At 68.8% G+C, this 23,034-nt stretch carries 25 protein-coding genes; 11 read left to right on the top strand and 14 right to left on the bottom strand.

The window, feature by feature from the left end:
* Window positions 1-29 precede the first annotated feature (29 nt).
* Entirely contained in the window at window positions 30-455 is a 426-nt protein-coding gene (locus Q0Q47_RS12245) for a MarR family winged helix-turn-helix transcriptional regulator (protein ID WP_293859613.1), read from the top strand.
* Window positions 456-621: 166 nt separating this feature from the next.
* Here the strand turns inward: Q0Q47_RS12245 and Q0Q47_RS12240 are convergent, their stop codons facing one another.
* Genes Q0Q47_RS12240 through Q0Q47_RS12230 form a run of 3 tightly spaced genes read right to left on the bottom strand, consistent with a single transcriptional unit; the run spans window position 622 to window position 3,327 of the window.
* Window positions 622-1,554, bottom strand: coding sequence for a 3-keto-5-aminohexanoate cleavage protein (locus Q0Q47_RS12240; RefSeq protein ID WP_293859610.1), 933 nt, complete (start codon window positions 1,552-1,554; stop codon window positions 622-624).
* A gap of 29 nt (window positions 1,555-1,583) precedes the next feature.
* Window positions 1,584-2,528 (bottom strand): DUF6282 family protein, encoded by a 945-nt coding sequence (locus Q0Q47_RS12235; protein WP_293859607.1) that lies wholly within the window; start codon window positions 2,526-2,528, stop codon window positions 1,584-1,586.
* Between the two features lie 10 nt (window positions 2,529-2,538).
* Entirely contained in the window at window positions 2,539-3,327 is a 789-nt protein-coding gene (locus Q0Q47_RS12230) for an aldolase/citrate lyase family protein (RefSeq protein WP_293859604.1), read from the bottom strand.
* 113 nt (window positions 3,328-3,440) lie between these two features.
* Between Q0Q47_RS12230 and Q0Q47_RS12225 the strand changes: the two genes are divergently transcribed.
* From Q0Q47_RS12225 to Q0Q47_RS12195, 7 genes are all read left to right on the top strand, one after another.
* Window positions 3,441-4,232 carry an IclR family transcriptional regulator gene (locus Q0Q47_RS12225; protein ID WP_293859601.1) on the top strand — a complete coding sequence of 264 codons (792 nt, stop codon included), beginning with the start codon at window positions 3,441-3,443 and terminating at the stop codon, window positions 4,230-4,232.
* A 228-nt stretch (window positions 4,233-4,460) separates the two neighbouring features.
* Complete coding sequence (locus Q0Q47_RS12220; RefSeq protein ID WP_293859598.1) at window positions 4,461-5,600, top strand: ABC transporter substrate-binding protein; 1,140 nt, start codon at window positions 4,461-4,463, stop codon at window positions 5,598-5,600.
* Between the two features lie 36 nt (window positions 5,601-5,636).
* Entirely contained in the window at window positions 5,637-6,356 is a 720-nt protein-coding gene (locus tag Q0Q47_RS12215; protein ID WP_293859595.1) for an ABC transporter ATP-binding protein, read from the top strand.
* Between the two features lie 16 nt (window positions 6,357-6,372).
* Window positions 6,373-7,320, top strand: a complete 948-nt coding sequence (locus Q0Q47_RS12210) for a branched-chain amino acid ABC transporter permease (protein WP_293859592.1) — start codon at window positions 6,373-6,375, stop codon at window positions 7,318-7,320.
* Window position 7,321: 1 nt separating this feature from the next.
* Window positions 7,322-8,110: an ABC transporter ATP-binding protein gene (locus Q0Q47_RS12205; protein WP_293859589.1), complete on the top strand. Its 789-nt coding sequence runs from the start codon at window positions 7,322-7,324 to the stop codon at window positions 8,108-8,110.
* Complete coding sequence (locus Q0Q47_RS12200; RefSeq protein WP_293859586.1) at window positions 8,103-8,996, top strand: branched-chain amino acid ABC transporter permease; 894 nt, start codon at window positions 8,103-8,105, stop codon at window positions 8,994-8,996. Before Q0Q47_RS12205 ends, Q0Q47_RS12200 begins: the two co-directional genes overlap by 8 nt.
* Window positions 8,997-9,012: 16 nt before the next feature.
* Complete coding sequence (locus tag Q0Q47_RS12195) at window positions 9,013-9,918, top strand: hypothetical protein (RefSeq protein ID WP_293859583.1); 906 nt, start codon at window positions 9,013-9,015, stop codon at window positions 9,916-9,918.
* A gap of 89 nt (window positions 9,919-10,007) precedes the next feature.
* Here Q0Q47_RS12195 and Q0Q47_RS12190 read toward each other — a convergent pair whose 3' ends face one another.
* Both Q0Q47_RS12190 and Q0Q47_RS12185 read right to left on the bottom strand, forming a co-directional pair.
* Window positions 10,008-10,703, bottom strand: a complete 696-nt coding sequence (locus Q0Q47_RS12190) for a nitroreductase (protein ID WP_293859580.1) — start codon at window positions 10,701-10,703, stop codon at window positions 10,008-10,010.
* Window positions 10,704-10,722: 19 nt separating this feature from the next.
* Window positions 10,723-11,205, bottom strand: coding sequence for a MarR family winged helix-turn-helix transcriptional regulator (locus Q0Q47_RS12185; RefSeq protein ID WP_293859577.1), 483 nt, complete (start codon window positions 11,203-11,205; stop codon window positions 10,723-10,725).
* A gap of 147 nt (window positions 11,206-11,352) precedes the next feature.
* Between Q0Q47_RS12185 and Q0Q47_RS12180 the strand changes: the two genes are divergently transcribed.
* The 3 genes from Q0Q47_RS12180 to Q0Q47_RS12170 all read left to right on the top strand — a co-directional run bounded on the left by Q0Q47_RS12180 (window position 11,353) and on the right by Q0Q47_RS12170 (window position 13,664).
* Window positions 11,353-12,981 (top strand): long-chain-fatty-acid--CoA ligase, encoded by a 1,629-nt coding sequence (locus Q0Q47_RS12180; protein ID WP_293859574.1) that lies wholly within the window; start codon window positions 11,353-11,355, stop codon window positions 12,979-12,981.
* Window positions 12,982-13,081: 100 nt separating this feature from the next.
* The gene (locus Q0Q47_RS12175; protein ID WP_293859571.1) at window positions 13,082-13,351 is read left to right on the top strand and encodes a type II toxin-antitoxin system ParD family antitoxin; all 270 of its coding nucleotides are present in this window, start codon (window positions 13,082-13,084) and stop codon (window positions 13,349-13,351) included.
* Window positions 13,344-13,664: a type II toxin-antitoxin system RelE/ParE family toxin gene (locus Q0Q47_RS12170; protein WP_293859566.1), complete on the top strand. Its 321-nt coding sequence runs from the start codon at window positions 13,344-13,346 to the stop codon at window positions 13,662-13,664. Before Q0Q47_RS12175 ends, Q0Q47_RS12170 begins: the two co-directional genes overlap by 8 nt.
* Window positions 13,665-13,674: 10 nt before the next feature.
* Here Q0Q47_RS12170 and Q0Q47_RS12165 read toward each other — a convergent pair whose 3' ends face one another.
* From Q0Q47_RS12165 to Q0Q47_RS12125, 9 genes are all read right to left on the bottom strand, one after another.
* On the bottom strand, window positions 13,675-14,004 hold the full coding sequence (locus Q0Q47_RS12165) for an L-rhamnose mutarotase (protein ID WP_293859563.1): 330 nt from the start codon (window positions 14,002-14,004) through the stop codon (window positions 13,675-13,677).
* A complete protein-coding gene (locus Q0Q47_RS12160; RefSeq protein ID WP_293859560.1) occupies window positions 14,001-15,053 on the bottom strand; it encodes a Gfo/Idh/MocA family oxidoreductase in 1,053 nt (350 codons plus the stop codon). Before Q0Q47_RS12160 ends, Q0Q47_RS12165 begins: the two co-directional genes overlap by 4 nt.
* Window positions 15,054-15,055: 2 nt before the next feature.
* Window positions 15,056-15,904 (bottom strand): amidohydrolase, encoded by an 849-nt coding sequence (locus tag Q0Q47_RS12155; protein ID WP_293859557.1) that lies wholly within the window; start codon window positions 15,902-15,904, stop codon window positions 15,056-15,058.
* Window positions 15,901-16,713 (bottom strand): ABC transporter ATP-binding protein, encoded by an 813-nt coding sequence (locus Q0Q47_RS12150; RefSeq protein WP_293859554.1) that lies wholly within the window; start codon window positions 16,711-16,713, stop codon window positions 15,901-15,903. Before Q0Q47_RS12150 ends, Q0Q47_RS12155 begins: the two co-directional genes overlap by 4 nt.
* Window positions 16,713-17,684, bottom strand: coding sequence for an ABC transporter ATP-binding protein (locus Q0Q47_RS12145; protein ID WP_293859551.1), 972 nt, complete (start codon window positions 17,682-17,684; stop codon window positions 16,713-16,715). Before Q0Q47_RS12145 ends, Q0Q47_RS12150 begins: the two co-directional genes overlap by 1 nt.
* On the bottom strand, window positions 17,681-18,547 hold the full coding sequence (locus tag Q0Q47_RS12140) for an ABC transporter permease (RefSeq protein ID WP_293859548.1): 867 nt from the start codon (window positions 18,545-18,547) through the stop codon (window positions 17,681-17,683). Before Q0Q47_RS12140 ends, Q0Q47_RS12145 begins: the two co-directional genes overlap by 4 nt.
* Entirely contained in the window at window positions 18,544-19,548 is a 1,005-nt protein-coding gene (locus Q0Q47_RS12135; RefSeq protein WP_293859545.1) for an ABC transporter permease, read from the bottom strand. The genes Q0Q47_RS12140 and Q0Q47_RS12135 overlap by 4 nt, the downstream gene beginning before the upstream one ends.
* 4 nt (window positions 19,549-19,552) lie before the next feature.
* A complete protein-coding gene (locus Q0Q47_RS12130) occupies window positions 19,553-20,722 on the bottom strand; it encodes an enolase C-terminal domain-like protein (protein WP_293859542.1) in 1,170 nt (389 codons plus the stop codon).
* 70 nt (window positions 20,723-20,792) lie between these two features.
* Window positions 20,793-22,571 carry an ABC transporter substrate-binding protein gene (locus Q0Q47_RS12125; RefSeq protein ID WP_293859539.1) on the bottom strand — a complete coding sequence of 593 codons (1,779 nt, stop codon included), beginning with the start codon at window positions 22,569-22,571 and terminating at the stop codon, window positions 20,793-20,795.
* Window positions 22,572-23,034 lie beyond the last annotated feature (463 nt).

The raw sequence follows: 23,034 nt of genomic DNA, 5'->3' as shown, positions 1-23,034 counted from the left end.
CCGGCCTGCCAACGAACCGGGCGGGTCGCATGAGCCACATCCACTCGATGCCGGGTCACCTGATCCGGCGCGCACAGCAGGTGTCAAACGCGCTGTTTGCCGAGGAGTGCGCGGCGTTCGACCTGACCTCGGTTCAGTACGCCGCCCTCACCGCCATCCGAGAGAACCCCGGCATCGACGCCACGCGGCTTTGCGCCGTGATCGCCTTCGATCGCTCGACCATCGGCGACGTGCTGGAACGCATCGAAGCCAAGGGCTGGATTCGCCGCACGCCCAGCGAGACCGACCGCCGGGCGCGGATCCTGACGCTGACCGCCGCCGGCGAGACGCTGCTGCGCGACGTCGAGCCCAGCGTGCAGCGGGTGCAGCAGCGCCTGCTGGAGCCGTTCTCGAAGAAGGAACAGGCGACGGTGCTGGCGCTGCTGGAGCGCCTCGCGCGGATGGGCGAGGGCTGAACCCTCACCCTCTTTGGCCCTGCACCAATCTCTCCGCGTCCTGGCCGGGCTCGGCCCGGCCATTCACGACTTCGGCGGGTGCACACAGCCTTGCGCCGGCAAAGTCGTGGATGCCCGGGCCGAGCCCGGGCAGGACGAGCGGAGGGGGCGCGCCTTGTCAAAACGACTAGAAATTCACCCGGTCGGCGCCCTTCAGCTGCAGGATCTCGCGGGCCTCGGCCGGGCTCGCGATGTCCAGGCCCAGACCCTCGATGATCGAGCGGGCGCGACGCACCTGGGCGGCGTTGGACTCGGCGAGCTTGCCCGGGCCGTCCCACAGCGAGTCCTCCAGGCCCACGCGGACGTTGCCGCCCATGGCAGCCGACAGCGTGATGATCGGCATCTGGTGGCGGCCGGCGCCAAGCACCGACCAGCGATAGGCGTCGCCGAAGAGCCGGTCCGCCGTGCGCTTCATATGCATGACGTCCTCGGGATGGGCGCCGATGCCACCCAGGATTCCGAACACGCTCTGGACGAAGAACGGCGCCTTCACCAGGCCCCGGTCGACGAAGTGGGCGAGCGTGTAGAGATGGCCGATGTCGTAGCACTCGATCTCGAAGCGCGTGCCGTTCTCGGCGCAGGCGGTGAGGATGCCCTCGATGTCGGCGAAGGTGTTCTTGAAGATGCGGTCGCGCGACCCTTCCAGGTAGGGGCGCTCCCAGTCGTGCTTGAACTCCGTCTGGCGCGCCAGCATCGGGTAGAGCCCGAAGTTCATCGAGCCCATGTTGAGGGAGGCGACCTCGGGCTTGAAAACGGCGCAGGGCTTCAAGCGCTCTTCGAGCGACATGCCGGCCGCGCCCCCGGTGGTGATGTTCACCACGGCGTCGCAGCGCTGCTTGATGACCTTCAGGAACGGCGCGAAGGCCTCCGGGCTCTGGTCCGGCCGGCCGTCCTGCGGTTTGCGGGCGTGCAGGTGCACGACCGCCGCGCCGGCCTCGGCCGCGCCGATCGCGGCGTCGGCGATCTCCTGCGCGGTGATCGGGATGTGCGGCGACATCGACGGGGTGTGAATCGAGCCCGTCACGGCGCAGGTGATGATGACCTTGTTCGGCTTGGCCATGTGGCGTTCCAGTCCCTGATCTCGGCGCGTCAGGCGGCCTTGCGGGCCGCGACGTCGGCTTCCATGCCCAGCACGCGGGCGGCGTTGGTCGACACCATCTTGCGGATGTCGTCGTCACTGTAGCCGAAATGCATGGCGAGCCGAATGCCGCGGCGGAACCCGTCGATGGGGTGGAACGTGCCGACCTGGCCGAGGTCCGAGCAGAAGATGGTCATGTCGGGCGTCGCGGCCTTGATCATGTCGTCGAGCAGGCTCTCGTCGCAGGACTTGAACTTGCAGCCTTCCAGGAACATGCACAGGGAGTGCTCGATATAGGCGCCGAGCGCCGCCATGGCCTTCACGTCCGCCACGGTGCCGCCGACGATGTCCTCCGGATGCGTGAAGATGAGCCGCTTCACGCCGCGGCGCTTCGCCTCCTCGAACACGATCGCCGTTTCGCTGGCGTGGATGTGGCCGCTGGCCAGCGCCATGTCGGTGCGCGCGCAGACGTCGAGGATCTCCTTGGCCGCGTCGACGACCTTGCCGCCCACCGTCACCGGGATGGCCGCAGCCGGGCGGATCTTCGTCGTGCTCGCGGGATGGACCCAACCCGACGACTTCTCCCAGCGGAAATGGTTCTCGGCCGTCAGCGTCGGCAGCCACACGACCTTGCCGCCCATCGCCGCGGTGTGCTCGACGGCGTAGGGATTGAGACCGCCGACCACGTTGTTGAGCACGACGCTGGAGTAGACCTTGGTCGTCAGCTCCGGGAAGTGCTTGTTGATCAGCCAGGCGGTCATCACGCCGGCATAGTCGTGGTCCTTGGTCACGATCGCCGCGAAGCCCGCCTTGGAGCAGTCGCGGGCGAGTTCGAGATGGTCCACCGCGCGGGCCGCGATCGAGGGGCCGCTGTGGACGTGGGGGTCGATGGCACCGACGAGCAGGGCGTCGACGCGGGCCTCGACTTCGGGGTTCGAACCGGATTGGTCGATCATGGCGGTGTCCTCAGGCTGGGGCTTTGGCCAGGGGCGCGAAGTCGGCGGCGACCTTGGCCGCCATCATGCGCATGAGACCCTGGTCGGACGAGACGATGAAGGCGGAGGCGCCGAGCGCCTTCCAGTCCGCGGCTTCCGCGGCGGATGCCACCATGATGCAGATCGGCTTGCCGACCTTGCCGGCCGCCGCGAGGATGCGCTCGGCGGCCGAGCGGGTCTCCGGCGACTCCATTCCGGATGCGCCCAGGGCCACCGTCAGGTCGCCGCGCCCGATGAAGGCGCCGTCGAGCCCCGGGGTGGCGAGGATCTCCTCGACATGATCCAGCGCATGCGGATCCTCGATCATGGCGATGACCGCGATCTCGGAATCCTGCGCGTCGACATGCTGCCAGATGCCGCGACCGCCATAGCCGCCGGCGCGGGTCGTGTTCGAGAAGCCGCGCTGCCCGCCGCGGTAGCGGCACAGCGCCACCACCTCGGCGGCGCGTGTCGCGCTGTCGACATGGGGCACCAGCACGCCGGTGGCGCCGTCGTCGAGCGCCGCCAGCAGCCGCCCGGTGTCGCTCACGCGCACGAGGCCGGCGATGTTGCCGGCCCGGGCGCCGAGCAAGGCGAGGTCGATGGTGCCGCGGTCGAAGGGAGCATGCTCCTCGTCGATGACGACGAAGTCGAAGCCGACCCCGCCGAGGATCTCGTTGGCATGCGCGGTCGGCGTCTTCACGAAGGTGCCGAGCAGGACGTCGCCGGCCAGAAAGCGGCTGCGGAACGCCGTGTAGTGGGGCCTGGGGGCGCTTGACATGGCCGGAGGCTTCCTCCCAAATAGTTTCGCACACCAGAACACGGTGCCGTTTTATGGCAGGAAGGTGCGCCGGTCCCCAGGGGCTGTCAAGCACCGCGGAGAGATGCGCAGCCATGCCGAAGGTGGGCGGAGAACCGGAAGAGGGCGTCCAGGCCGTCGCCTTGACCATGCGCATCATCGAGCATGTGGCGCAGGCGCGCCGTCCGGTCGGCGTGACCGTGCTCGCCAAGGAACTCGGCACCACCAAGAGCCGCATCTACCGCCACCTGCAGACCCTCACCCGCGCCGGCTACCTCGCCCAGGAGCCCGAGACCGAGCGCTACCACGTGGGTCCGCGCCTGGTCGGCCTGGCCCGCGTCATCGACGACGGCGTCGACATCGTCGACGTGGCGATGCCGGTGCTCAGGGACCTGCGCGACACGCTCGGCCACTACACCGTCATCTCCCAGATGGAGGACGATGGGGTGCGCGTGCAGGCCTCCGTGTCCGGCCGCTCCGTCGTCGAGATCGGCGTGCGCCGCGGCTCGCTCCTGCTCTTCCACGCCTCGGCCCAGGGCAAGGTCGCGCTGGCCTTCGGCCCCGAGGAGCGGCGCCGCCGCGTGCTCCGCTCCCGCCTCGAGATGCTGACGCCCAAGACCATCGTCAGCGCCGCCGCGCTCGCCGAGGAACTCGACCGGATCCAGGCCCGCGGATGGGCCACCGGCTACAACGAATCCCTGATGGGCCTGAACACGCTGGCCGCACCCGTCTTCGACGCCACCGGCCAGATCGTGGGCGCGGTCGGCATCGTCGATTCGATCCAGTACCTCCAGGAAACGCCCTCCGAGGACCAGATCCGCGAGACGGTGAAGGCGGCGGCACGCATTTCCGAACTGCTGGGGTACAGGCCCGCGAACGCGGCCTGAGCACGTCTGAACCCTGCTGTTGCCGCAGGACTGATCTCCCTCTCACCTCCCCTCCCACGTCCTGCCCGGGCCAAGCCCGGCCATGACGGCCGAGAGATGCGGGGAGCGCGTCAAGCCGACTGCCAAAAGCACACCGCCCATCTGCGTCTTGACTCGCCCCCACACCACTGGCAGCATTCATAATTGGAACGTTGTTTCGAAGAACGGAACACGCGGGGGAGGAAACCCATGTTGCAACGCCACATGACGGCGCTGGCCGTCGCCGTGGGCCTCACGGCCCTTGCCCAGCCGGGCTTCGCGCAGGACACCTACAAGATCGGATCCGCCGTCGGCCTAACCGGCTACGCGGCCGCCAGCGACCGTGCCTGGCGCGACGGGCAGGCGCTCGCCGTCGAGGCGCTCAATGCCAAGGGCGGCCTGCTCGGCAAGAAGGTCGAGTACATCGCCGAGGACAACCGGTCGGAGCCGCAGGAAGCGGTCGTCGTTTACCGGAAGATGATGTCGAACGACAAAGTGAACGTCTTCGCCTCCGGCTGCGTGTCGGCCGGCAACTTCGCGGCCGCCGGCGCTGTGGTTCGCGCCGAGACGCCCATGGTGCTGTGCTCGATCCTGCCGCCGCGGCCGGAAGAGGTGAAGTGGGCCTACTCGATCCTGCCCCCGCCCCGCTTCGAGATGGAGGCGCGCTACAACTGGCTGAAGGCCAACACCCAGGTCCGCAAGATCGGCATCATGCACGACCCGACGCCCTATGCGCAGCTCATGCGCGACGTGGGCGTGAAGTCGGCGCAGGAGGCGGGTTTCGAGGTCGTGGCCGTCGAGTCCTATAAGCCCGACGACGTCGACATGAGCGTCCAGATCGGCCGCATCAACGCCGCCGGCGCCGGCGCCATCGTCAAGATGGGCCAGGGCGGTTCCACGGTGACGATCGCCAAGAACATCAAGCAGCTCGGCCTCGAGAAGATGATCCTGCTGGCGAGCCTCGACGACGGCGCGCCGCTGAAGGCCGCCGGCGAGGAGCTCGGCGAGCGCTTCATGTTCGTGGCTCCGCGCGTCCAGATCCCGGCCGCGCTGCAGCCCGGCGAGCCGAAGGAGGTCGCCGAGGCCTTCCTGAAGATCTGGCGGGAGAAGTTCGGCGATCGTGACCCGAACGCCGGCGCGCGTGGCTGGGACTCGGTGATGGTCATCGCCAAGGCCGTGCAGCTCGCCAACAGCTTCGAGGGGCCGAAGGTCCGCGACGCCGTCGAGAAGATCAGCGGCTTCCAGGGCTCCTTCGCCAAGTACAACTTCTCGCCCGAGCAGCACGTCGGCATCACCGAGAACCCCTACGTGATCGGTGTCCTGCGCGGCGGGCAGTTCCAAGTGAAGTGAAGAAGCTGAAGTGACGAAGCTGAAGTGAGAAGCATCGTGTCGGCCTCCCCTCCCCCGCTGATCGAGGCGCGCGATCTCGCCGCCTCCTACGGCCGCGTCCAGGCGCTGAAGCCCACCAGCCTCAGCGTCGCGGAGGGCGAGCTCGTCACCGTGCTCGGCCCCAACGGGGCGGGGAAGTCGACCATGCTGCGGGCGATGATGCGGCTCACGTCCGCCTCGGGCCGGGTGCTCTTCAGGGGCCGGGACATCACCGGCCTCTCGACCCACGACCGCGCCAAGGAAGGCATCATCCTAGTCATGGAGGGGCGCGGCCTCTTCAGCCAGATGACCGTGCGCGAGAACCTCGTGCTCGGCGCCTACACGCTGACCGGCGACGAGACCGTCGATGGTCGGCTGGACGGCGTGTTCAGGCTCTTCCCGCGCCTCAAGGAGCGCTACGAGCAGGTGGCCGGATCGCTCTCCGGCGGCGAGCAGCAGATGCTCGCCGTCGGCCGCGCCATCATGGCCAAGCCGAAGCTGCTGATGCTCGACGAGCCGTCGCTCGGCCTCGCGCCGCGCGTCGCCTCCGAGATCCTCGAGACGCTCGGCGAGCTCAACCGCCAGGGCCTCGGCATCCTCCTGGTCGAGCAAAAGGCGCCCCAGGCGCTGCGCCTCGCCCAGCGCGTCTACGTGCTCTCGCTCGGCGGCATCGTGGCCGAGCTCCCGGCCAGCGAGATCAAGTCGCACCATGACCTCTCCCGCTACTACCTCCACTAGCCGTTGGGCCCGGGGCGTGGTTCTGCCGGTCGCCGCGGTCCTCGCGGTGATGGTGTTCGCGCTGAACTCGAGCGGCTACGTGGTCACGGTGATCGGCTTCGCTGCCATCTACGCGATCTTCGTCACCGGCCTGAACTTCTTCATGGGCTACACGGGCCAGGCCTCCTTCGGGCAGAACGCCTTCGCCGCGCTCGGCGGCTACGGCTCGGCGATCCTCAGCGGCAACTACTACTGGGATCCGCTGCTCGCCCTCGTCGTGTCGATGGCCTTCGCCGGCGTGGTCGCGGCCATCGTCGGCTACCCGACGCTGAAGCTGCGCGGCCACTACCTCGCCATGGCGACCTTCGCGCTCGGCCTCATCACCTACGAGATCAGCATCGAGTGGACCGGCCTGACGTCGGGCTACATGGGCATCTCCGGCATCCCGCCGCTCGGCGTGGGCCGCTACGAGCTCGGCACCGAGAAGCAGATGCTGGTGGCGCTCACCGCCTTCCTGCTGCTCGGCGTCTGGATCTCGACGCGGCTGCGCGACTCGCGCTTCGGACGGGCGCTCCGCGCCATCGCCGGCAGCGAGCCTGCCGCCCAGGCGCTCGGCATCAACGTGGCGCGCTACAAGCTGATGGCCTTCGTGGTGGCGGCGCTCTACGCCTCCTGCGCCGGCTCGCTCTTCGCCCACTTCGTCGGCTTCATCAGCCCCGAGGTCTTCGGCGGTGCCATGGTGATCCAGAGCTTCACCATGCTGTTCCTCGGCGGCATCGGCACGACATGGGGCCCCGTCATCGGCGCGCTCATGGTGCTGATGCTGCCGGAGTTCCTGCGCGGCCTGAAGGAGCTGCAGGACGTCGTCTATTCCTGCGTGCTGGTGATGATCCTCATCTTCGCGCCGAAGGGCCTCGCGGGCCTCGTCGCGCTCATCCCCACGCGGCGGGCGCCTGCCGCGCCGCGGCCCGCGGAGGCCAAGTGAGATGGGCAAGAGTGACATGGCCCTCCTCTCGGTCCAGAACGTCACCATGCGGTTCGGCGGCCTCGTCGCCAACGACCGCGTCTCCTTCGACGTGCCGGAGGGCGCGCTCTTCGCCGTCATCGGCCCGAACGGCGCCGGCAAGACCACGCTCTTCAACATCATCTCGGGGTTCTTCCCGCCGAGCGAAGGCCAAGTGGTCTTCGCCGGCGACACGATCACCGGCCTGCCGCAGCACGCGGTCGCCTCGCGCGGGCTCATCCGCACCTACCAGCTCGTGCAGCTCTTCAAGGACCTGACCGTACGCGAGAACGTCGCCGTCGGCTGCCACCGCGTCACGCGGGGCGGCATCCCGGCGGCCCTGTTCACGCCCGGCTGGGCCCGCAAGCAGGAAGCCGAGGTCGAGCGCCGGTCGCGCGAACTCCTCGACTTCGTCGGCCTCGGCGCCCAGGCCGACATGGCGGCCGACAAGCTTCCCTACGGCCAGCAGCGCCTGCTCGAGGTCGCCCGTGCGCTGGCCGCCGACCCGAAGCTGCTGCTCCTCGACGAGCCTGCCGCGGGCCTCAACACGCAGGAGACCGCGGCGCTCGCCGACGTCATCCAGCGCGTCAACGCGCGCGGCGTCACGGTGCTGCTCGTCGAGCACGACATGTCGCTCGTCATGAAGGTCGCCCAGCGCATCGCCGTCATCGACTTCGGCAAGAAGATCGCCGAAGGCACGCCGGCCGAGATCAAGGCCCACCCCGACGTCATCGCCGCCTATCTCGGCGGCACGGAGACCGCCGATGCCTGACCTCGTCCAGTTCGCGCAGAGCCTCGTCAACGGCGTCGGCGTCGGCCTCATCTACGGTCTTGTCGGCATCGGCTTCTGCGTCATCTACAACGCCAGCGGCATCGTGAACTTCGCCCAGGGCGTCTTCGTCATGCTGGGCGGCATGGTGTGCCACGCGCTGCTGTCGAAGCTGGGCCTGCCGATGATCGTCGCCGCGGTGCTCACGGTGCCGATCGTGGCGCTTGCAGGCCTGGCCATCGAGTTCCTCGTGGTGCGCCCGATGTGGGACCGCGGCGCGGCGCTCTTCGCCATCATCCTGGCGACGCTCGCCACCCAGATCGCCATCGAGCGCCTCACCATCCTGACGCTCGGCGACCAGCCGCGCACCTATCCGGAGTTCACCCTCGGGGGGCCGCTGAAGCTCGGCTCCATCGCCATCAGCTACCAGCTCTTCTGGATCCTGGGCTGCGGCTCGCTGATGGTCGTGCTGCTGTGGCTGTTCTTCACCCGCACGACCGCGGGCCGGGCGCTGCGCGCCTGCTCGCAGAACCGCGAGGCGGCGGCGCTGCTCGGCATTCCCGTGTCGCGGATGCTGATGCTGTCCTTCGCGCTGTCGGCCGGGCTCGGCGCGGTGGCCGGCATCCTCGTCACGCCGATGCAGGTCACCGCCTACAACATCGGCACGCCCTTCGGCGTCAACGGCTTCATCGCCGCCATCATCGGCGGCTTCGGCAGCGCCGCCGGGGCGCTCGCGGGCGGCGTGCTGCTCGGTGTGCTCCAGGCCCTCGCCATCGTGCTGCTCGGCGCCGGCTTCAAGAACGTCGCGGCGCTCTCCGTGCTGCTGATCGTCCTGTTCCTTTTCCCGTCCGGCATCTTCGCCGCCCTGCAGGGCTCGAAGGGCCACTGATCGACCGAGGTCTGCCATGTACGACAAGTCCGACCCCCGCGCGAGCCTCGCCTCCGCCGCCGCCAAGGCCGCACCGGTCTTCACCGCCTACTCGCCCGCCGACTATGTGCGCTTCTACGAGAACGAGCCGGCCGTCACGAAGGACGGCGAGAAGACCTGGCTCATGCGCGGCCAGAACGGCGTCATCGCCTATTCGGAGGTCGCCAACGGCGCCCGCTTCACCCGCAAGGGCCAGGTCGACGAGTGGGTGCTGCTGCTGCCCGACGCCGACGTCACCGTCACGGTCGAGGCCGGCGGCCAGCGGAAGACGATCCAGGGCTACACCGTGACCTTCGTGCCGCCCGGCGACAGCACCATCACGGTGGACAAGGGCGGGCGCGTGATCCGCATGTTCACGACGCGCTCGAAGGACCTCGCCGACGCCTGCTCCAATGCGTCCGAGTACGCCGCGCCGCACCACAACATCCCGGCCTTCCAGGCCTGGCCGACCCCGCCGGACGGGTTCAAGATCCGCTCCTACACGCTGGATGTCCCGGACGAGCCCGGCCGCTTCGGCCGCATCTGGCGCTGCACCACCTTCATGGTGAACTATCTCGCCCCGCAGGTCGGCCCGCGCGACATCACCAAGCTGTCGCCCCACCATCACGACGACTTCGAGCAGTACTCGCTGTCCGTCGGCGGGGCGTTCATCCATCACCTGCGCTGGCCGTGGACGCCCAACATGAAGATGTGGCGCAACGACGAGCACGAGTATTGCGGCACGCCCTCCGTCGCCGTGATCCCGCCGCCGGCGATCCACACCACGCGGGGCATGGACCCCGGCGTGAACCAGCTCGTCGACATCTTCACCCCGCCCCGCATCGACTTCTCGCAGAAGCCCGGGTGGGTGCTGAACGCCGCCGACTATCCAATGCCGGAGTGAGATCGACCTGCGATCTCTCCGCCGTCATGGCCGGGTTTGGCCCGGCCAGGACGGAGAGAGTTGCAGATGTCAGCCTGACTTTCAGCCGCTCACAACGAACCCGGCAACGCGTCCACGAAGCGCGTGAAACCCTCCGGCGGCTCGCGATCGGTGGAGAACCGGTGCTCCGGAGCATCCGGCGCCGCGTGGCCGAGCGCCATGCCGCACACGACCTGGTGGCTCTCGGGGATCGCCAGCAGCTGGCGGATTTCCTTGTGGTAGGGGGCGAAGGCCGCCTGCGGGCAGGTGTCGAGCCCCCGGCCCCGCGCCGCCGTCATCACGTTCTGCAGGAACATGCCGTAGTCGAGCCAGCTGCCGATCTGCAGCAGGCGGTCGATGGTGAAGATCATTCCCACCGGCGCGCCGAAGAAGGTCAGGTTCCTGGCGTGCTGCGCGGCCATCTTCTCCGTCTCGCCACGGGCGATGCCCAGCACGCCGTAGAGGTCCCAGCCGACCTTGCGACGGCGCGAGAGAAACGGCTCGTGGAACTTGTCCGGGTAGTATCGCCACTCGGACTCCCCGAGATTCCCCCGCAGCGCGTGGGCCTCGAGCTGCCGCCCGAAATCCTTCAGCGCCCCGCCCGTCAGGACGATCGCCTGCCAGGGCTGCATGTTGGTGCCGCTGGGGGCCCGGCTCGCCACGGCCAGGATCTCCTCCACCGTGGCGCGGTCGACGGGCGTGTCGAGGAAGGACCGGATGGACCGACGCGACGTGATCGCCTCGTCCACGGCTTGCGTCGGCGTCATCGGCGTCTCGGCCTCCCGGTCACGGTTCAGGCGTATCGGGAAGGTCCCGCACCACGTCGCGCCAGCGCACGAGGATGGGATCGAGCGCCATGAGGTCGCTCGCCGGCAGGCTGCCGAGCGTGGCCGCCACGAGCCGGCGCTGCAGCGCGAGCCCGCGCTCGGTGATGGCCCGCCCCTCGGGCGTCAGAAAGAGCGCGTAGGAGCGCCTGTCGTTGGGCAGCGCCCGCCGCTCCACGAAGCCCAGGGCCGCCAGCCTGTCGATGAGACCGGAGACGTTGCCCTTCGTCACGTAGAGGCGCTCGGCCACCTCCTGCTGGCTGATTCCCTCGCGCTCGGAGAGCGTCGACAGCAGGTCGAACTGGGGGATCGACAGCCCGATCCGCCGATACTCCGCCGCGGCCCGCGCCGTGATGCGCTGATGCAGGCGCAGGAAGCGGAACCACGTCCTGAGGACATCGGGGTTGGCGCCGGCGCCGGGGGAAGGAACAGTCTCTTGAGACAAAGCGAGATCCATGCATACGCGGTCAAACTAAGGGTCCGGGGCCCGCACTTGCAAGCGCCGCGCCGCCGTCCTTGTGGCGGAGCGCGGGCGGCGCGCTATGATGGTCGGGACAAGGGCCGCACAGCCGGCCCCGCGAGGGAGGATCGCATGCTCGGGCTCATGCAGGATTGGCCGCTTCTCATTCACAAGATCATCGACCATGCCGGCCGCGAGCATGCACACAGGCCGGTCATCTCACGCTCCGTCGAAGGTGAGATGCATTTCACCGACTACGGGACGGTGCGCGAGCGGGCCCTCAAGGTGGCCAAGCGCCTCGAGAAGGACGGGATCAGGCTCGGCGACCGCGTCGCGACGCTGGCCTGGAACACCTGGCGCCACCTCGAGACCTGGTACGGCATCACCGGCATCGGCGCGATCTACCACACGGTCAACCCGCGCCTGTTCGAGGACCAGATCGTCTACATCATGAACCACGCCGAGGACCGCATCCTGCTCCTCGACCTGACGTTCGTGCCCCTGATGGAGAAACTGCAGGACCGGCTGCCGACGGTCGAGCGCTTCGTGGTGCTCACCGACGACGCGCACATGCCGGAAACGAAACTGCGCAACGCCGTCCCCTACGAGACCTGGATCGGCGAGGTGGACAGCGACTTCGCCTGGCATTCCTTCGACGAGAACACCGCCGCGGGCATGTGCTACACCTCCGGCACCACGGGCAATCCCAAGGGCGTGCTGTACTCGCACCGCTCGAACGTCATCCACGCCATGACGGCGGCGTTGCCGGACATGCTGGGGGTCACCTCGAAGGACCGGGTCATGCCGGTCGTGCCCCTCTTCCACGCCAATGGCTGGTCGCTCGCCTTCTCCGTGCCGATGACCGGCGCGTCGCTAGTGCTGCCCGGCCCGCGCCTCGACGGCGCCTCCGTCCACGAGATCCTCGAGACGCAGAAGGTGACCTGCACCGCGGCCGTCCCCACCGTCTGGCTCGGGCTCCTCGCCCACCTCGACAAGACGGGCGGCACGCTCACCACCCTCAAGCGCGTCGTGATCGGCGGCTCGGCCTGCCCGCGCGCCGTCACCGAACGCTTCGAACGGCAGTTCGGCGTCGAGGTGCTGCATGCCTGGGGCATGACAGAGACCAGCCCTCTGGGAACGGTCTGCTCCATCACCGACGACTACGCCCATCTGGAGGGCGAGGCGCTCCTCGACATCAAGATGAAGCAGGGCCGCACGCCCTTCGGCGTCGAGATGGTGATCAAGGACGACGCGGACCGGCTCCTGCCGCGCGACGGCAAGACCTTCGGCAGGCTGAAGGTCCGCGGCCCCGCCATCAGCAGGGCCTATTTCCGCGGCGAAGGCGGCAACCCGCTCGATGCCGAGGGCTATTTCGACACCGGCGACGTCGCCACTATCGACGAGTTCGGCTACATGCAGATCACCGATCGCGCCAAGGACGTCATCAAGTCCGGCGGCGAGTGGATCTCCTCCATCGACCTGGAGAACCTCGCCGTGGGTCACCCCGACGTGGCGGAGGCCGCCGTCATCGGCGTGGCCCACCCAAAGTGGGATGAGCGGCCCCTGCTGATCATCGTTCCCAAAGCCGGCAAGGAGCCCACCAAGGAGGACCTCCTCGCCTTCATGCAGGGCAAGATCGCCAAGTGGTGGATGCCCGACGATGTCGTTCTGGTCCCCGACCTGCCGCATACGGCCACCGGTAAGATCCAGAAGATGGCACTGCGGGACCGGTTCAAAGATTACAGGCTGCCGACCGCGTGAGCCGCGAGCAGGCGGGCACCTGACTTTCGCCAGGCACCTCACTGTGCTATCTATTGACATCAAATGTGATCGCGATGCGATGCCAGCGAGGAGCCTGCCAATGCCGAACGTCAGCCTTGGGGAGCATTTCGATATCTTCATTGCTCGACAGATCGCCGAGGGACGATTCCAGAATGCTAGCGAAGTCGTTAGGGCTGGGCTTCGTCTCCTGGAGGACCAAGAACTGACGCGCGCCGAGCGCCTTGCAGCTTTGAGCCGCGACATCAATAGGGCGTTTGAAGAAGAAGGTCCGGACAGGCCACTGGAAGACGTTTTCGCCCGACTGGAGAAACAAGCGGCGCAGGACGTAAAAGCGCGTCGCCGTGGTTAAGCACGTCGTTCTCAGGCCTGCGGCCCAACGCGACCTCGATGCTCTCTACGCCTACATTCGCGACGCGCGAGGCGATCCAGCTGTCGCGATCGGGTATCTCAGACGCATTCGCACCTTCTGTCAGGGCCTCGCCACGTTAACTCTTCGTGGCCACCAGCGAGATGACATCCGCGCGGGCTTGAGGATCGTCAGCTTCGAACGGCGGGTCGTGATCGCCTTCATTGTCGATGGCGACACTGTCGTCATCGGTCGCGTCTTCTACGGCGGAAGGGACTACGAAACCCTCCTGAACGAGGAGCCTGGCGGCTTCTGAAAAGACGGTCCTAGCCCGGCGGATTGAACACATACATCCGTTCCAGCAGCTCTCGGACCGGCCGACCGTCGTCCTGTACCAGCACGTCTGCCATGTGCACGCGCCAGCGCTGCATGACCGGGTGGTCCATGATGGCGCCAAGGTCGGCGTCAATGTCCACCAGCCGGAACGCAAAAAGCAGCCCGGTCTCGCGGTGCAGGTGGATCTCGTAGCGCCGGATGCCGTTCGCGAAGAACAGCTGCTCCAGCTCCGGCCAGATCGCGGAATGCCGCGCCAGATACTCCTCCTCGCGCCCGGGCTGGACGCGCAGCGCGAAAACCTCCGCCCGCTGCCCGGTCATGACAGAGCGCCCACCAGCGGCACCTCGCGCCCTCCCTCGCCGGCCGAGGCGAGCAGGGCCGCAATCATCGAGACTGTCGCGGCGCCGAGCGTTCCCGGCGAGCGATTGGTGCCGTGCCCCAGGGCGAGATCGACGAGCGCATTCACCGGCCCCTCGCAGCCGTAGACCCACGCGCCGGGCGCCACGTCCCAGCCTCGCCGGCCGCCGTCGAGACGACGCAGCACGGCCCGGTCGCGGTCGAACTCGAGCTCCATGACGCCCTGCGATCCGGTGATCACGAAGCGCAGCATGCCCCGCTCCCCTTCCGGCATGGCGGCCGCCCCCGAGAGCGCCGCCACGGCCCCATTGGCGAAACGCACCACGGCCGCGTCACAGAGATCGACCCCGTCTTTCGAGACGGTGCGCCCGCAGACCGCCACCGGGTCGAGCCCCGTGAGCAGCAGCAGCATCGCGATCGAATGGGACATCTGTCCGAAGGCGAACCCGCCGCCCTGCCCCGGTGCCTGCCAGGTGGACACGTCCGGCCGGAAGAAGGTCGTCTCCCAGCGCTTCATGCCGACGTCGCCCTCGAACACGGCACGCGTCGCCGACACGAAGGTGCACAGCACGTGCTCGATCGTGCCGACCGCGCCCTGCGCCAGCGCCTCGCGGATGGAATCCAGATGCGGCAGGTAATGGTAGCCGTTGGCCACCACCAGATGGCGGCCCGCCGCCTCGGCCCGGGCAACCAGGTCCCAGGCCTGCGCCGGGTCCAGCGTCATGGGTTTCTCGACCATCACGTGGCAGCCCGCCGCCAGGGCCGCGCAGGTCTGCTCGTAGTGGAGGTGATGCGGTGTCGAGATGACGACCGCGTCGGGGCGACGGGCGAGCACCTCGCGGTAGTCCTCGCTGGCGAAAGGGAACCCGAAATGCGCGCGCACCCGCTCCAGTTCGGCGACGCCCAGGCGGCAGACGCCGTCGAGCACGACCTCCGGGCGCCTGGCGAGGACCGGGATGTGGTTCTGGGCGCCGAACCAGCCGGCGCCGATCACCGAGACCTTGAGCGGCATCGTCATCTCCCTCGTGAGCTCGCGCGCGTCAGCAGCCTGTCCATGGTGCCGCCGAGGATGGCGGCCCGTTCCGCCGGGTCGAGGAACGGACACAGGCTGCGCACCACCTCGAGGCTTTGGCGGTAGGTCATGAACTTACGCACGACCGGGTAGTCGGAGCCCCAGCAGAGCCGGTCGGCGCCATAGGCGTCGCGCAGCGCCCGTGCCACCTCCTGCATGGGCGCGTACGGAAACGCCCAGCCCTCCTCGACGCCGTAGCCGAAGCCGGAGACCTTGACGTGGATGTTGGGCCGGGCCGCCCCGGCGAGCACCGCCTGCAGCGCGGCGCCGTCGCCGGCCCTGGGTCGGCCCATGTGATGGAGCAGGATCGTCAGCCGGGGGTGCCGCTCGGCGGCCTTCGCGACGGTGGGAACCTGCAAGGGTCCGCAGGCGAGGCTCAGGACGACGCCGCGCTCCTCCAGCAGGGCGAGGCAGGCATCGCCCTCCTCCCCGAGGAACCAGCCGGGGTCCGCGGTCTCGTCGACGTAATGAGTGATGCCGATCGGGCGAAGCCGGTCGAGCTCCGCCCGGAAGCGGGCCGGCGCGCCCGGGGCGTGGTGGTGATCCCACCAGCGCGAGTCGACATCCGCGAAGGCGATCAGCCGACCGCCGGAGGCTCGGGCGGCCTCGGCGACGTAGTCGTTGTTGCCGGGATTGCCTCCCAGGCCCGCGCAGATGACGACGGCGCGCTCGACCCCGTTCTGCTCCATCTCCCACAGGAGCTGCGCGGCGCTGCCCCGGCTCGCCGGATCGGGCACCGGCGGCTGGTAGGGCCAGTGCGCCCACGCATGGCAGTGTGCGTCGATGATCATGCGGCGACCTCGTCCGTCTCGTCCTCGAGCCCCCAGTCCACGGAAGGATCGGGCGGCGGCACGGCACCGACAAGCGCCTTCGTGTAGGGATGCGAGGGGCTGTGGATCACCGCTTCCGGCGCGCCGCTCTCGACGATCTCGCCGCCCACCATCACCACGATGCGGTCCGCGATCTGGTAGGCCGTCGTCAGGTCGTGGGTGACGTAGACGATGGAGATTCCGCGCTCGGTCTTCAGCTTCCAGAGGCTCTCCAGGATGGTGGCCCGCAGCGAGGCGTCGACCATCGACACCGGCTCGTCGGCGACCAGGACCTGTGGCTTCAGCAGCAGGGCCCGGGCGATCATGATGCGCTGCCGCTGGCCGCCGGACAGCTGGTGCGGGAAGCGCCCCAGGGTTTCCGCCGGCCGCAGTCCGACCGCCTCGAGCCCGCGCGACGCGAGATCCATCGCCTCGCCCTTGCTGCCCGCCAGCCCGAAGCGCATCAGCGGGAGCACGAGCGCCCGGTCGACCCTGTAGAACGGGTTGAACACGCCGAAGGGGTCCTGGAACACCGCCTGGACCTCGCGCCGAAAGCGCGCGGGATCGGCTCCGGGCGGCGCGCCCCGATAGAGCACAGTGCCGGCCGTGGGCTCCTGCAACCCGAGCAGGATGCGCATGAGGGTCGTCTTGCCGCTGCCGCTCTGGCCGACGACGGCGACGATCGACGGCTCGTCCGGCAGGGCGAGGCTCACGCCCTTGAGCGCATGGGTCTCCGGGCGGCCGAAGCCGCCGAAGGTCATGCTGACGTCGCGCGCCGCGATGAGCCCCATCACCCGACCTCCGTCGCGTAGTGGCAGCGCACGCGCCGACCGTCCGCGAGGGTCTGCTCGGCGGGCGTCTCGACGCGGCAGCGGGCGTCCGCCCGCGGACAACGCGGGTGGAACGGGCAGCCTTCCGGCCTGTCCACCAGCGAGGGCGGCAGGCCGGGGATGCCCCGGAAGGTGAAGCGTCGCTCGAAGCTCGGCAGGCTGGCGATCAGCATGCGCGTGTAGGGATGGCGCGGGTCGGCGAAAAGCGCCTTGGTCGGCCCGATCTCGACCAGCTGGCCGGCATACATGACGCCGACCACATGGGCGAACTGGGCCATCAGCGCCATGTCGTGGCCAATGAGGATCACGCCGGCGCCGAGCCGCTTCTGCACGCCGATCAGCGTGCGCAGCACCTGCTTCTGCACGATCACGTCGAGCGCGCTGGTGGGCTCGTCGGCAAGGATCACCGATGGCGACAGCGCCACCGCCATGGCGATGCAGACGCGCTGCTTCATGCCGCCGCTGAGCTGGTGCGGGAAGAGGTCGCCGGTCTCCGCCTTCAGGCCGACGCCGTCGAGCAGCGCGTCGATGCGGGCCCGCCGCGCCGTCTTGGCCTCTGCCGAACCGTGGGCCAGCAGCAGGTCGTCGATCTGCGCCGCCACGCTGAGCACCGGGTTCAGCGCGTTCATCGCGCCTTGTGGCACGAGGGCGATGCGCGAGAAGCGGGACTGGCGGACCTCGCTCGGCGAGGCGGCCAGCATGTCCACGTCGCCGAGCCGCACATGCCCGCGCGCGATGCGACCGGGCGGCCGGATCATCCGCATGAGGGCGAGCACCGTCGTGGACTTGCCCGAGCCCGACTCGCCCACGAGCCCGAGCCGCTGTCCGGGCTCGAGCGCGAAGGTGACGCCATCGACGGCACGGGCCGGCCCCTTCGGCGTGGCGAAGTGGACCGCGAGATCCTCGACGGAGAGGACGGGCGCGGCGCTCACGACTCGACCCTCAGGCGAGCGTTGACGATCCGGTCCATGCCGGCGGACGTCATCAGGAGGCCGATGAAGATGATGGCCAGCATGACGACGGGCGGCAGCCACCACCACCAGATGTTGCGCAGGATCGCGCCGTAGTACTGCGCCCAGTAGATCATCATGCCCAGCGTGAGATCGTTCTGCGGGCCGAGGCCCAGAGCCTCCAGGCCGATGGTGGCGAGCATGGCGCTGGACACGGCCGTCACGAAGCTCGCCGCGATGTAGGGCAGCAGGTTCGGCAGGATCTCGGTAAGCACGAGGCGGATGCCGCCGATGCCGTTGATGCGGGCGATGTCGACATAGGGACGCTCGCGCATGGAAAGCGTCTGCGCCCGGATGGTGCGCGTCGGATACATCCAGGCGAGCCCGGCCACGATGATCGCCATCAACGCCACGCTCATGGTGCGGACGTTGGTGGCGACGAGCACCAGCACGGCGATCCCCGGGATCGTCATCATCACGTCGGCGGCCGTGCGGATCACCGCGTCGGCGACGCCGCGAAAGAAGCCCGCGACAAGCCCCAGCAGCACGCCCACGCCGAGCCCGATGATGCCGGCGAAGAGACCGATCTTCAGCGTCTGCGGGGTCGCGAGGATGAGGGCCGCGAGGATGTCGCGGCCCTGCGCATCCGTCCCGAGCGGGTTGTCGCCGCCAGGCGGCCGGCGCGGCCGGTTGGTGCCGATGCCGGCGAGCGCCGTATCGTGCAACAGCGGTCCGACCAGCGCGATGAGCACCACGGCGCCGAGCAGCACGAGGCCCGCCACGAGCATGGGCTGGCGCAGAGCGCCGCGCAGGGCGAGCGCGAACGGAGACGCCGGCCGGCTCATGTGCGCCTCGCCCCGATGCGGGGGTCGATGAGCGGGTAGATCAGGTCCATGACCAGCATGGTCACGGCGATGGAGATGCTCAGCAGCAGGACGATGCCCTGGATGACGAAGTAGTCCTTGGCCTGGATCGCCTGGTAGAGGCGGTAGCCGATGCCCGGATAGGCGAAGATCACCTCGACCAGGATCGCGCCCGACACGATGTGGCTGAGCGTCAGCGCGAGATGGGTGAGCTGCGGCAGCATGGCGTTGCGCAACCCGTAGCCGAAGAAGATGCGCGCCGGCGACAGGCCCTTGGCCTCGGCCAGCATGATGTAGTCCTCGCCCAGCACGCTCACGATCATGCCCCGCATCGCGATGGCCCATGTGCCGAGCGAGGCGAGGATGATGGAGAGCGACGGCAGGATGGCGTGGACCGCGATCATCCGCGCGCTCTCCCAATCCCAGCGCAGGTTGGCGCTGAAGGGATAGCCGCCGCCCACGGGCAGCAGCGGCCAGGCGAGCGCGAGCAGGAACAGGAGCACGATGCCGAGCACGAAATAGGGCACGGCGGAGAGCATCAGCAGAGGCACGCCGACGAGCCGCACCAGCCGGCCGCTGCCGGGCCAGGCGAGCAGCCCCCCGAGCAAGGTCCCGATGGTGAAGCTGATCAGCGTCGAAACACCCAGCAGGCCCAGCGTCCACGGCAGCCCCGCCGCGATGCTCTGCGAGACGCGCTCGGGGTAGTTCGCCAGCGAGAAGCCGAGGTCGAAGTGGGCGAGATCGCCGAGATAGGAGAGGAACTGGCGCCACAGCGGCTGGTCGAGGCCGAAGCGCGCCCGGTACGACGCGACCATGGCCTGCACGTCGCCGACATTGCCGCCGGAGCTTGCCGCGAGCTGGTTGAGCTGCTGCTCGATCGGGTCGCCCGGCATGGCGCGCGGGATCAGGAAGTTGATCCCGATCGCGAGCACGATGACCAGCAGCGTCATGCCGAGGCGACGCGCCAGGAAGGCGAGCGGCACGGCGTCAGGCCCGCATGGCTTCGATGTCGTCGAGCGTCACGCCCAACCCGAAGCCCGGCCCCTCGCGCGGCACGAGCTTGCCGTCCACCGGGACGGCCATGCCCTTGAACAGCGTCATTTCCGTCGTCGGCACGCCGGGCGGGGTCGTCATGAAGAACTCGCCCCAGGGCGCGTTCGTCATGGCCAGGCCGAAGTGCTGGCCGTAGGGCGTGTTCATGCCGGCATGCGGGATCACCGACACCCCGGCCCCCTCGGCGATGTGAGCGATCTTCAGGCAGGGCGTCAGCCCGCCGACCCACGCTATGTCGGGCTGCAGGATGTCGACGCTGCGCCGTGCCACCGCGCTCGCGAAGGGGATCGGCGTGTACCAGTGCTCGCCGGTGGCGAGCGTCATCCAGGGCAGGCGCCGGCGCAGCTCCGCCTGGCCGTCATAGTCCTCCGGCAGCAGGCAGTCCTCGATCCACTTGAGGCCGTAGGGGCGCAGACGCTCGGCGAGCCGCACCGCGAACTCCACGTCGAAGGCCATCCAGCAATCGAGCATCAGCTCGACGTCCTTGCCGATCAGGTCGCGCGTCTTGGCGACCAGCTCCTCGTTCCAGGCGAGCGCGTCGATCCCGTCCGTCGGGCCGTAGGGGCAGGCGAGCTTGGTGGCGCGGAAGCCCTGCTCCATGTGCCAGTCGGTGTCGTTGCCCGTGGCGTAGCAGGTGATCGCATCCCGGCTCGGCCCGCCGATGAGCTCGTAGACCGGGCGGTTCAGGGCCTTGCCCTTGAGGTCCCACAGCGCGAGGTCGATGGCGCTGATCGCGTAGGTGCCGAGCCCCGACGCGCCGTAGGGCGAGGTCATGCGCATCATCATGTCCCACAGGCGCTCGGTGGCCATGCAGGGCTCGTCGATGAGGAGCGGCGCCAGGTGGTCGTTGATGATCGAGATCACCGGCGCCCCGTAGCGGCTGATGCCGAAGCCCCAGCTGCCGTCGTCGGCCGTGACGATGCAGCCGACGCTCGGCCACTTGGCCCGCCACACGGCGCGCAGCTTCTTGTAGCGCGGGTAGCGCGACATGGGCCCGGCCACCTCGGCGTCCGCGCTCCAGGCCGGCCGGCGGGCGGGCGTGGTGGCGGCCGAGCCGACGAGGTCGCTCTTGATGGCAAAGGCCTTGATGGAGGCGATCTTCACGCGCGGTCTCCCGGGCTGTGCTGGGGGATGGGGCCACCCGCTGGCGGCCCCCTGCGGGCGAACGCGGCCGTCAGCTGCGCGGCTTCAGGCGGCTCACGACGAGGTTGAAGCCTTCCCACGGCAGGTAGGGCGCCACGTAGGGATCCTTGGCGTTGGGGAAGCCGGTCCAATAGGTCGTGTTGAAGGTCAGCGCGTGCATCTCTTCCGCGACCGTGATCTGCGGCAGGTCACGCAGGATAATGGTGGTGGCGGCCTTCACAAGCCCGACATACTCGGCGTCCTTCGGCGAGGGCTGCCGGGCCTCCATCTTGTCGAGCAGGGCGTTCAGCTCGGGATTGTTGTACCGGGTCGGGGCCCGCGGATTGGTGCCCTTCGCGCCCGGCGCTGCAGCATACTTTCCGTGGAAGTGTTCGAGCGTCTGCCACGGGTCGTAGATGCTGCCGCAATGGGGGTTCACGGCGACCTCGAAATTGCCCGTGCCAAGCGCGTCGAAATAGGCGGCGTCCTGCGTCGGCCGGAATACGGCGTCGAAGCCGGCCGCCTGCAGCTGCTTGGCCACGACCGGGGCGATCGGGTCGCCGTTCTGCGTCAGGATGGTGATCGGCCAGGCCTGTCCTCCGGGAAGAGTCCACTTGCCGTCGCTACCCTTGGCAAAGCCCTTGGACTTCAGCAGCTCCTCGGTCTTCTTGGCGTCGGTCTTGTCGAGCGCGGCGGCGTCGATGATGTCCTTCATCTGGCTCGTGTAGGCCTTCACGCCGTCATAGGAGGCGAAGGGCACCAGCGCCTTCGGCATCGAGCCCTCGAAGGCGAGGTCAACGATCTGGTCGCGGTTGAGCGCGCTGTTGATGGCGCGCCGCACCTCGACCGAATCCCAGGGCGCCTTCTGGTTGTTGAACACGACACGGAAGGTGCAGCCGTCCGCGGCACCCCACACCGGCCCCTGGGCGTTCCAGGAGGCGATGTTGGCATTGCGCGCCTTGCTGGCCTCGAAGTTGCCGACCTGCAGCGCGCGGCCGATGTCGACCTCGTTGTTGCTGAAGAGCTGCGGCAGGGCGTCGACCGTCGCGGGGCGGTAGACGATGCGCTCGGGCGCCGGCATCGCCGGCACGACCTTCGCCTTCACGGCCCACCAGTCGTCACGCCGGTCGTAGACCAGCGACCCGCTGTCGGCCTTCACGAGCTTGTACGGCCCTGTGCCGACGGGCCAGCCCTTCGCCACGTCGAAGAAGCCGAAGGTCTTCGGGTCCTGGCCCTGCCAGATGTGCTTCGGCACGACCACGAAGCGCGCCGCCTGCCCCGTCGCCAGGAAGTCCTGCGCCCAGCGCGGGCCGGGCTTGGTCAGCTTGATGCGCACGGTGCGCGGGTCGACCGCTTCCTCGGAGGCCACCCACTCCTTGATCGCCGCCGACATCACGAGGTCCGGCGCGGCGCCGCGCAGCATGCCCAGCGAGAAGGTGACGTCTTCGGCGGTGAAGGGCTTGCCGTCGCTCCACGTGACGCCGTCACGCAGCTTCAGCGTGACCTCGGTGAAGGTGGGGTTGTAGCTGAAGCTCTCGGCCTGCCAGGGGATGATCTCGTTGGTGTTGTGGTTCGTGTAGAACAGCATCTCGTTGACGGTGTAGTGGAGGCTGTTCCGCTGGTGCAGCAGCACGCCCGCATAGGGGCTGAAGTTCGTCGGCGACGGCACCTGGTTGTAGAAGTCCCAGCCCTGGCTGATCAGGGTCCGGTTGCGCGGCACGGACTTGAGATCCTGCGCGAGCACCGTGGACGACAGCAGCGCCGCACCGACCAGGGCGACCGTCCCGGCGGTCGCGGACCAAGCAGCACGGACAGGTGATTTCCCCAGCATGGCATCTCTCCCCAGAAGCGCGATGTCCCCCGCGCGTTAGCGCTAACATGGTGCATCGAAGGGGTGCCCGTGTAAAGGGGCGGATTGCCCGGAATGGTTCTGAAGCAGGCGCCCCCTCCCCGCGTCCTGCCCGGGCCTTCACGGCCTTGCCTGGACGATCCTCAGAGCCCGTGAATGCTTCGGCAGTCCAGCTGGCCCCTCCTTCCCCGCGTCCTGGCCGAGCGCGCTTTCCCTCCCCTGCAGGGGAGGGTGGATCGCGCGAAGCGCGAGACGGGTGGGGGCGGTGCCGCAGGACTTGGCGCGACGACAGGGCCGGCCCCGGCATATCCGCTCTTTCTTTGCCGCTGTCCCCACCCGTCAGCCGCTTTGCGGCTGCCACCCTCCCCTGCAGGGGAGGGAGAGCGCCCTTCCTTGGGCTCGAGTGAGATGTGTAAATCCCGAAGGGCCGAGCCCGGGCAGGACG

Origin of the sequence: uncultured Alsobacter sp. (assembly GCF_945952055.1) — a bacterium.
Classification (GTDB): domain Bacteria; phylum Pseudomonadota; class Alphaproteobacteria; order Rhizobiales; family Beijerinckiaceae; genus Alsobacter.
Note: the sequence above shows the minus strand (reverse complement) of the source record. Positions and strands in the feature narration are given on the sequence as shown.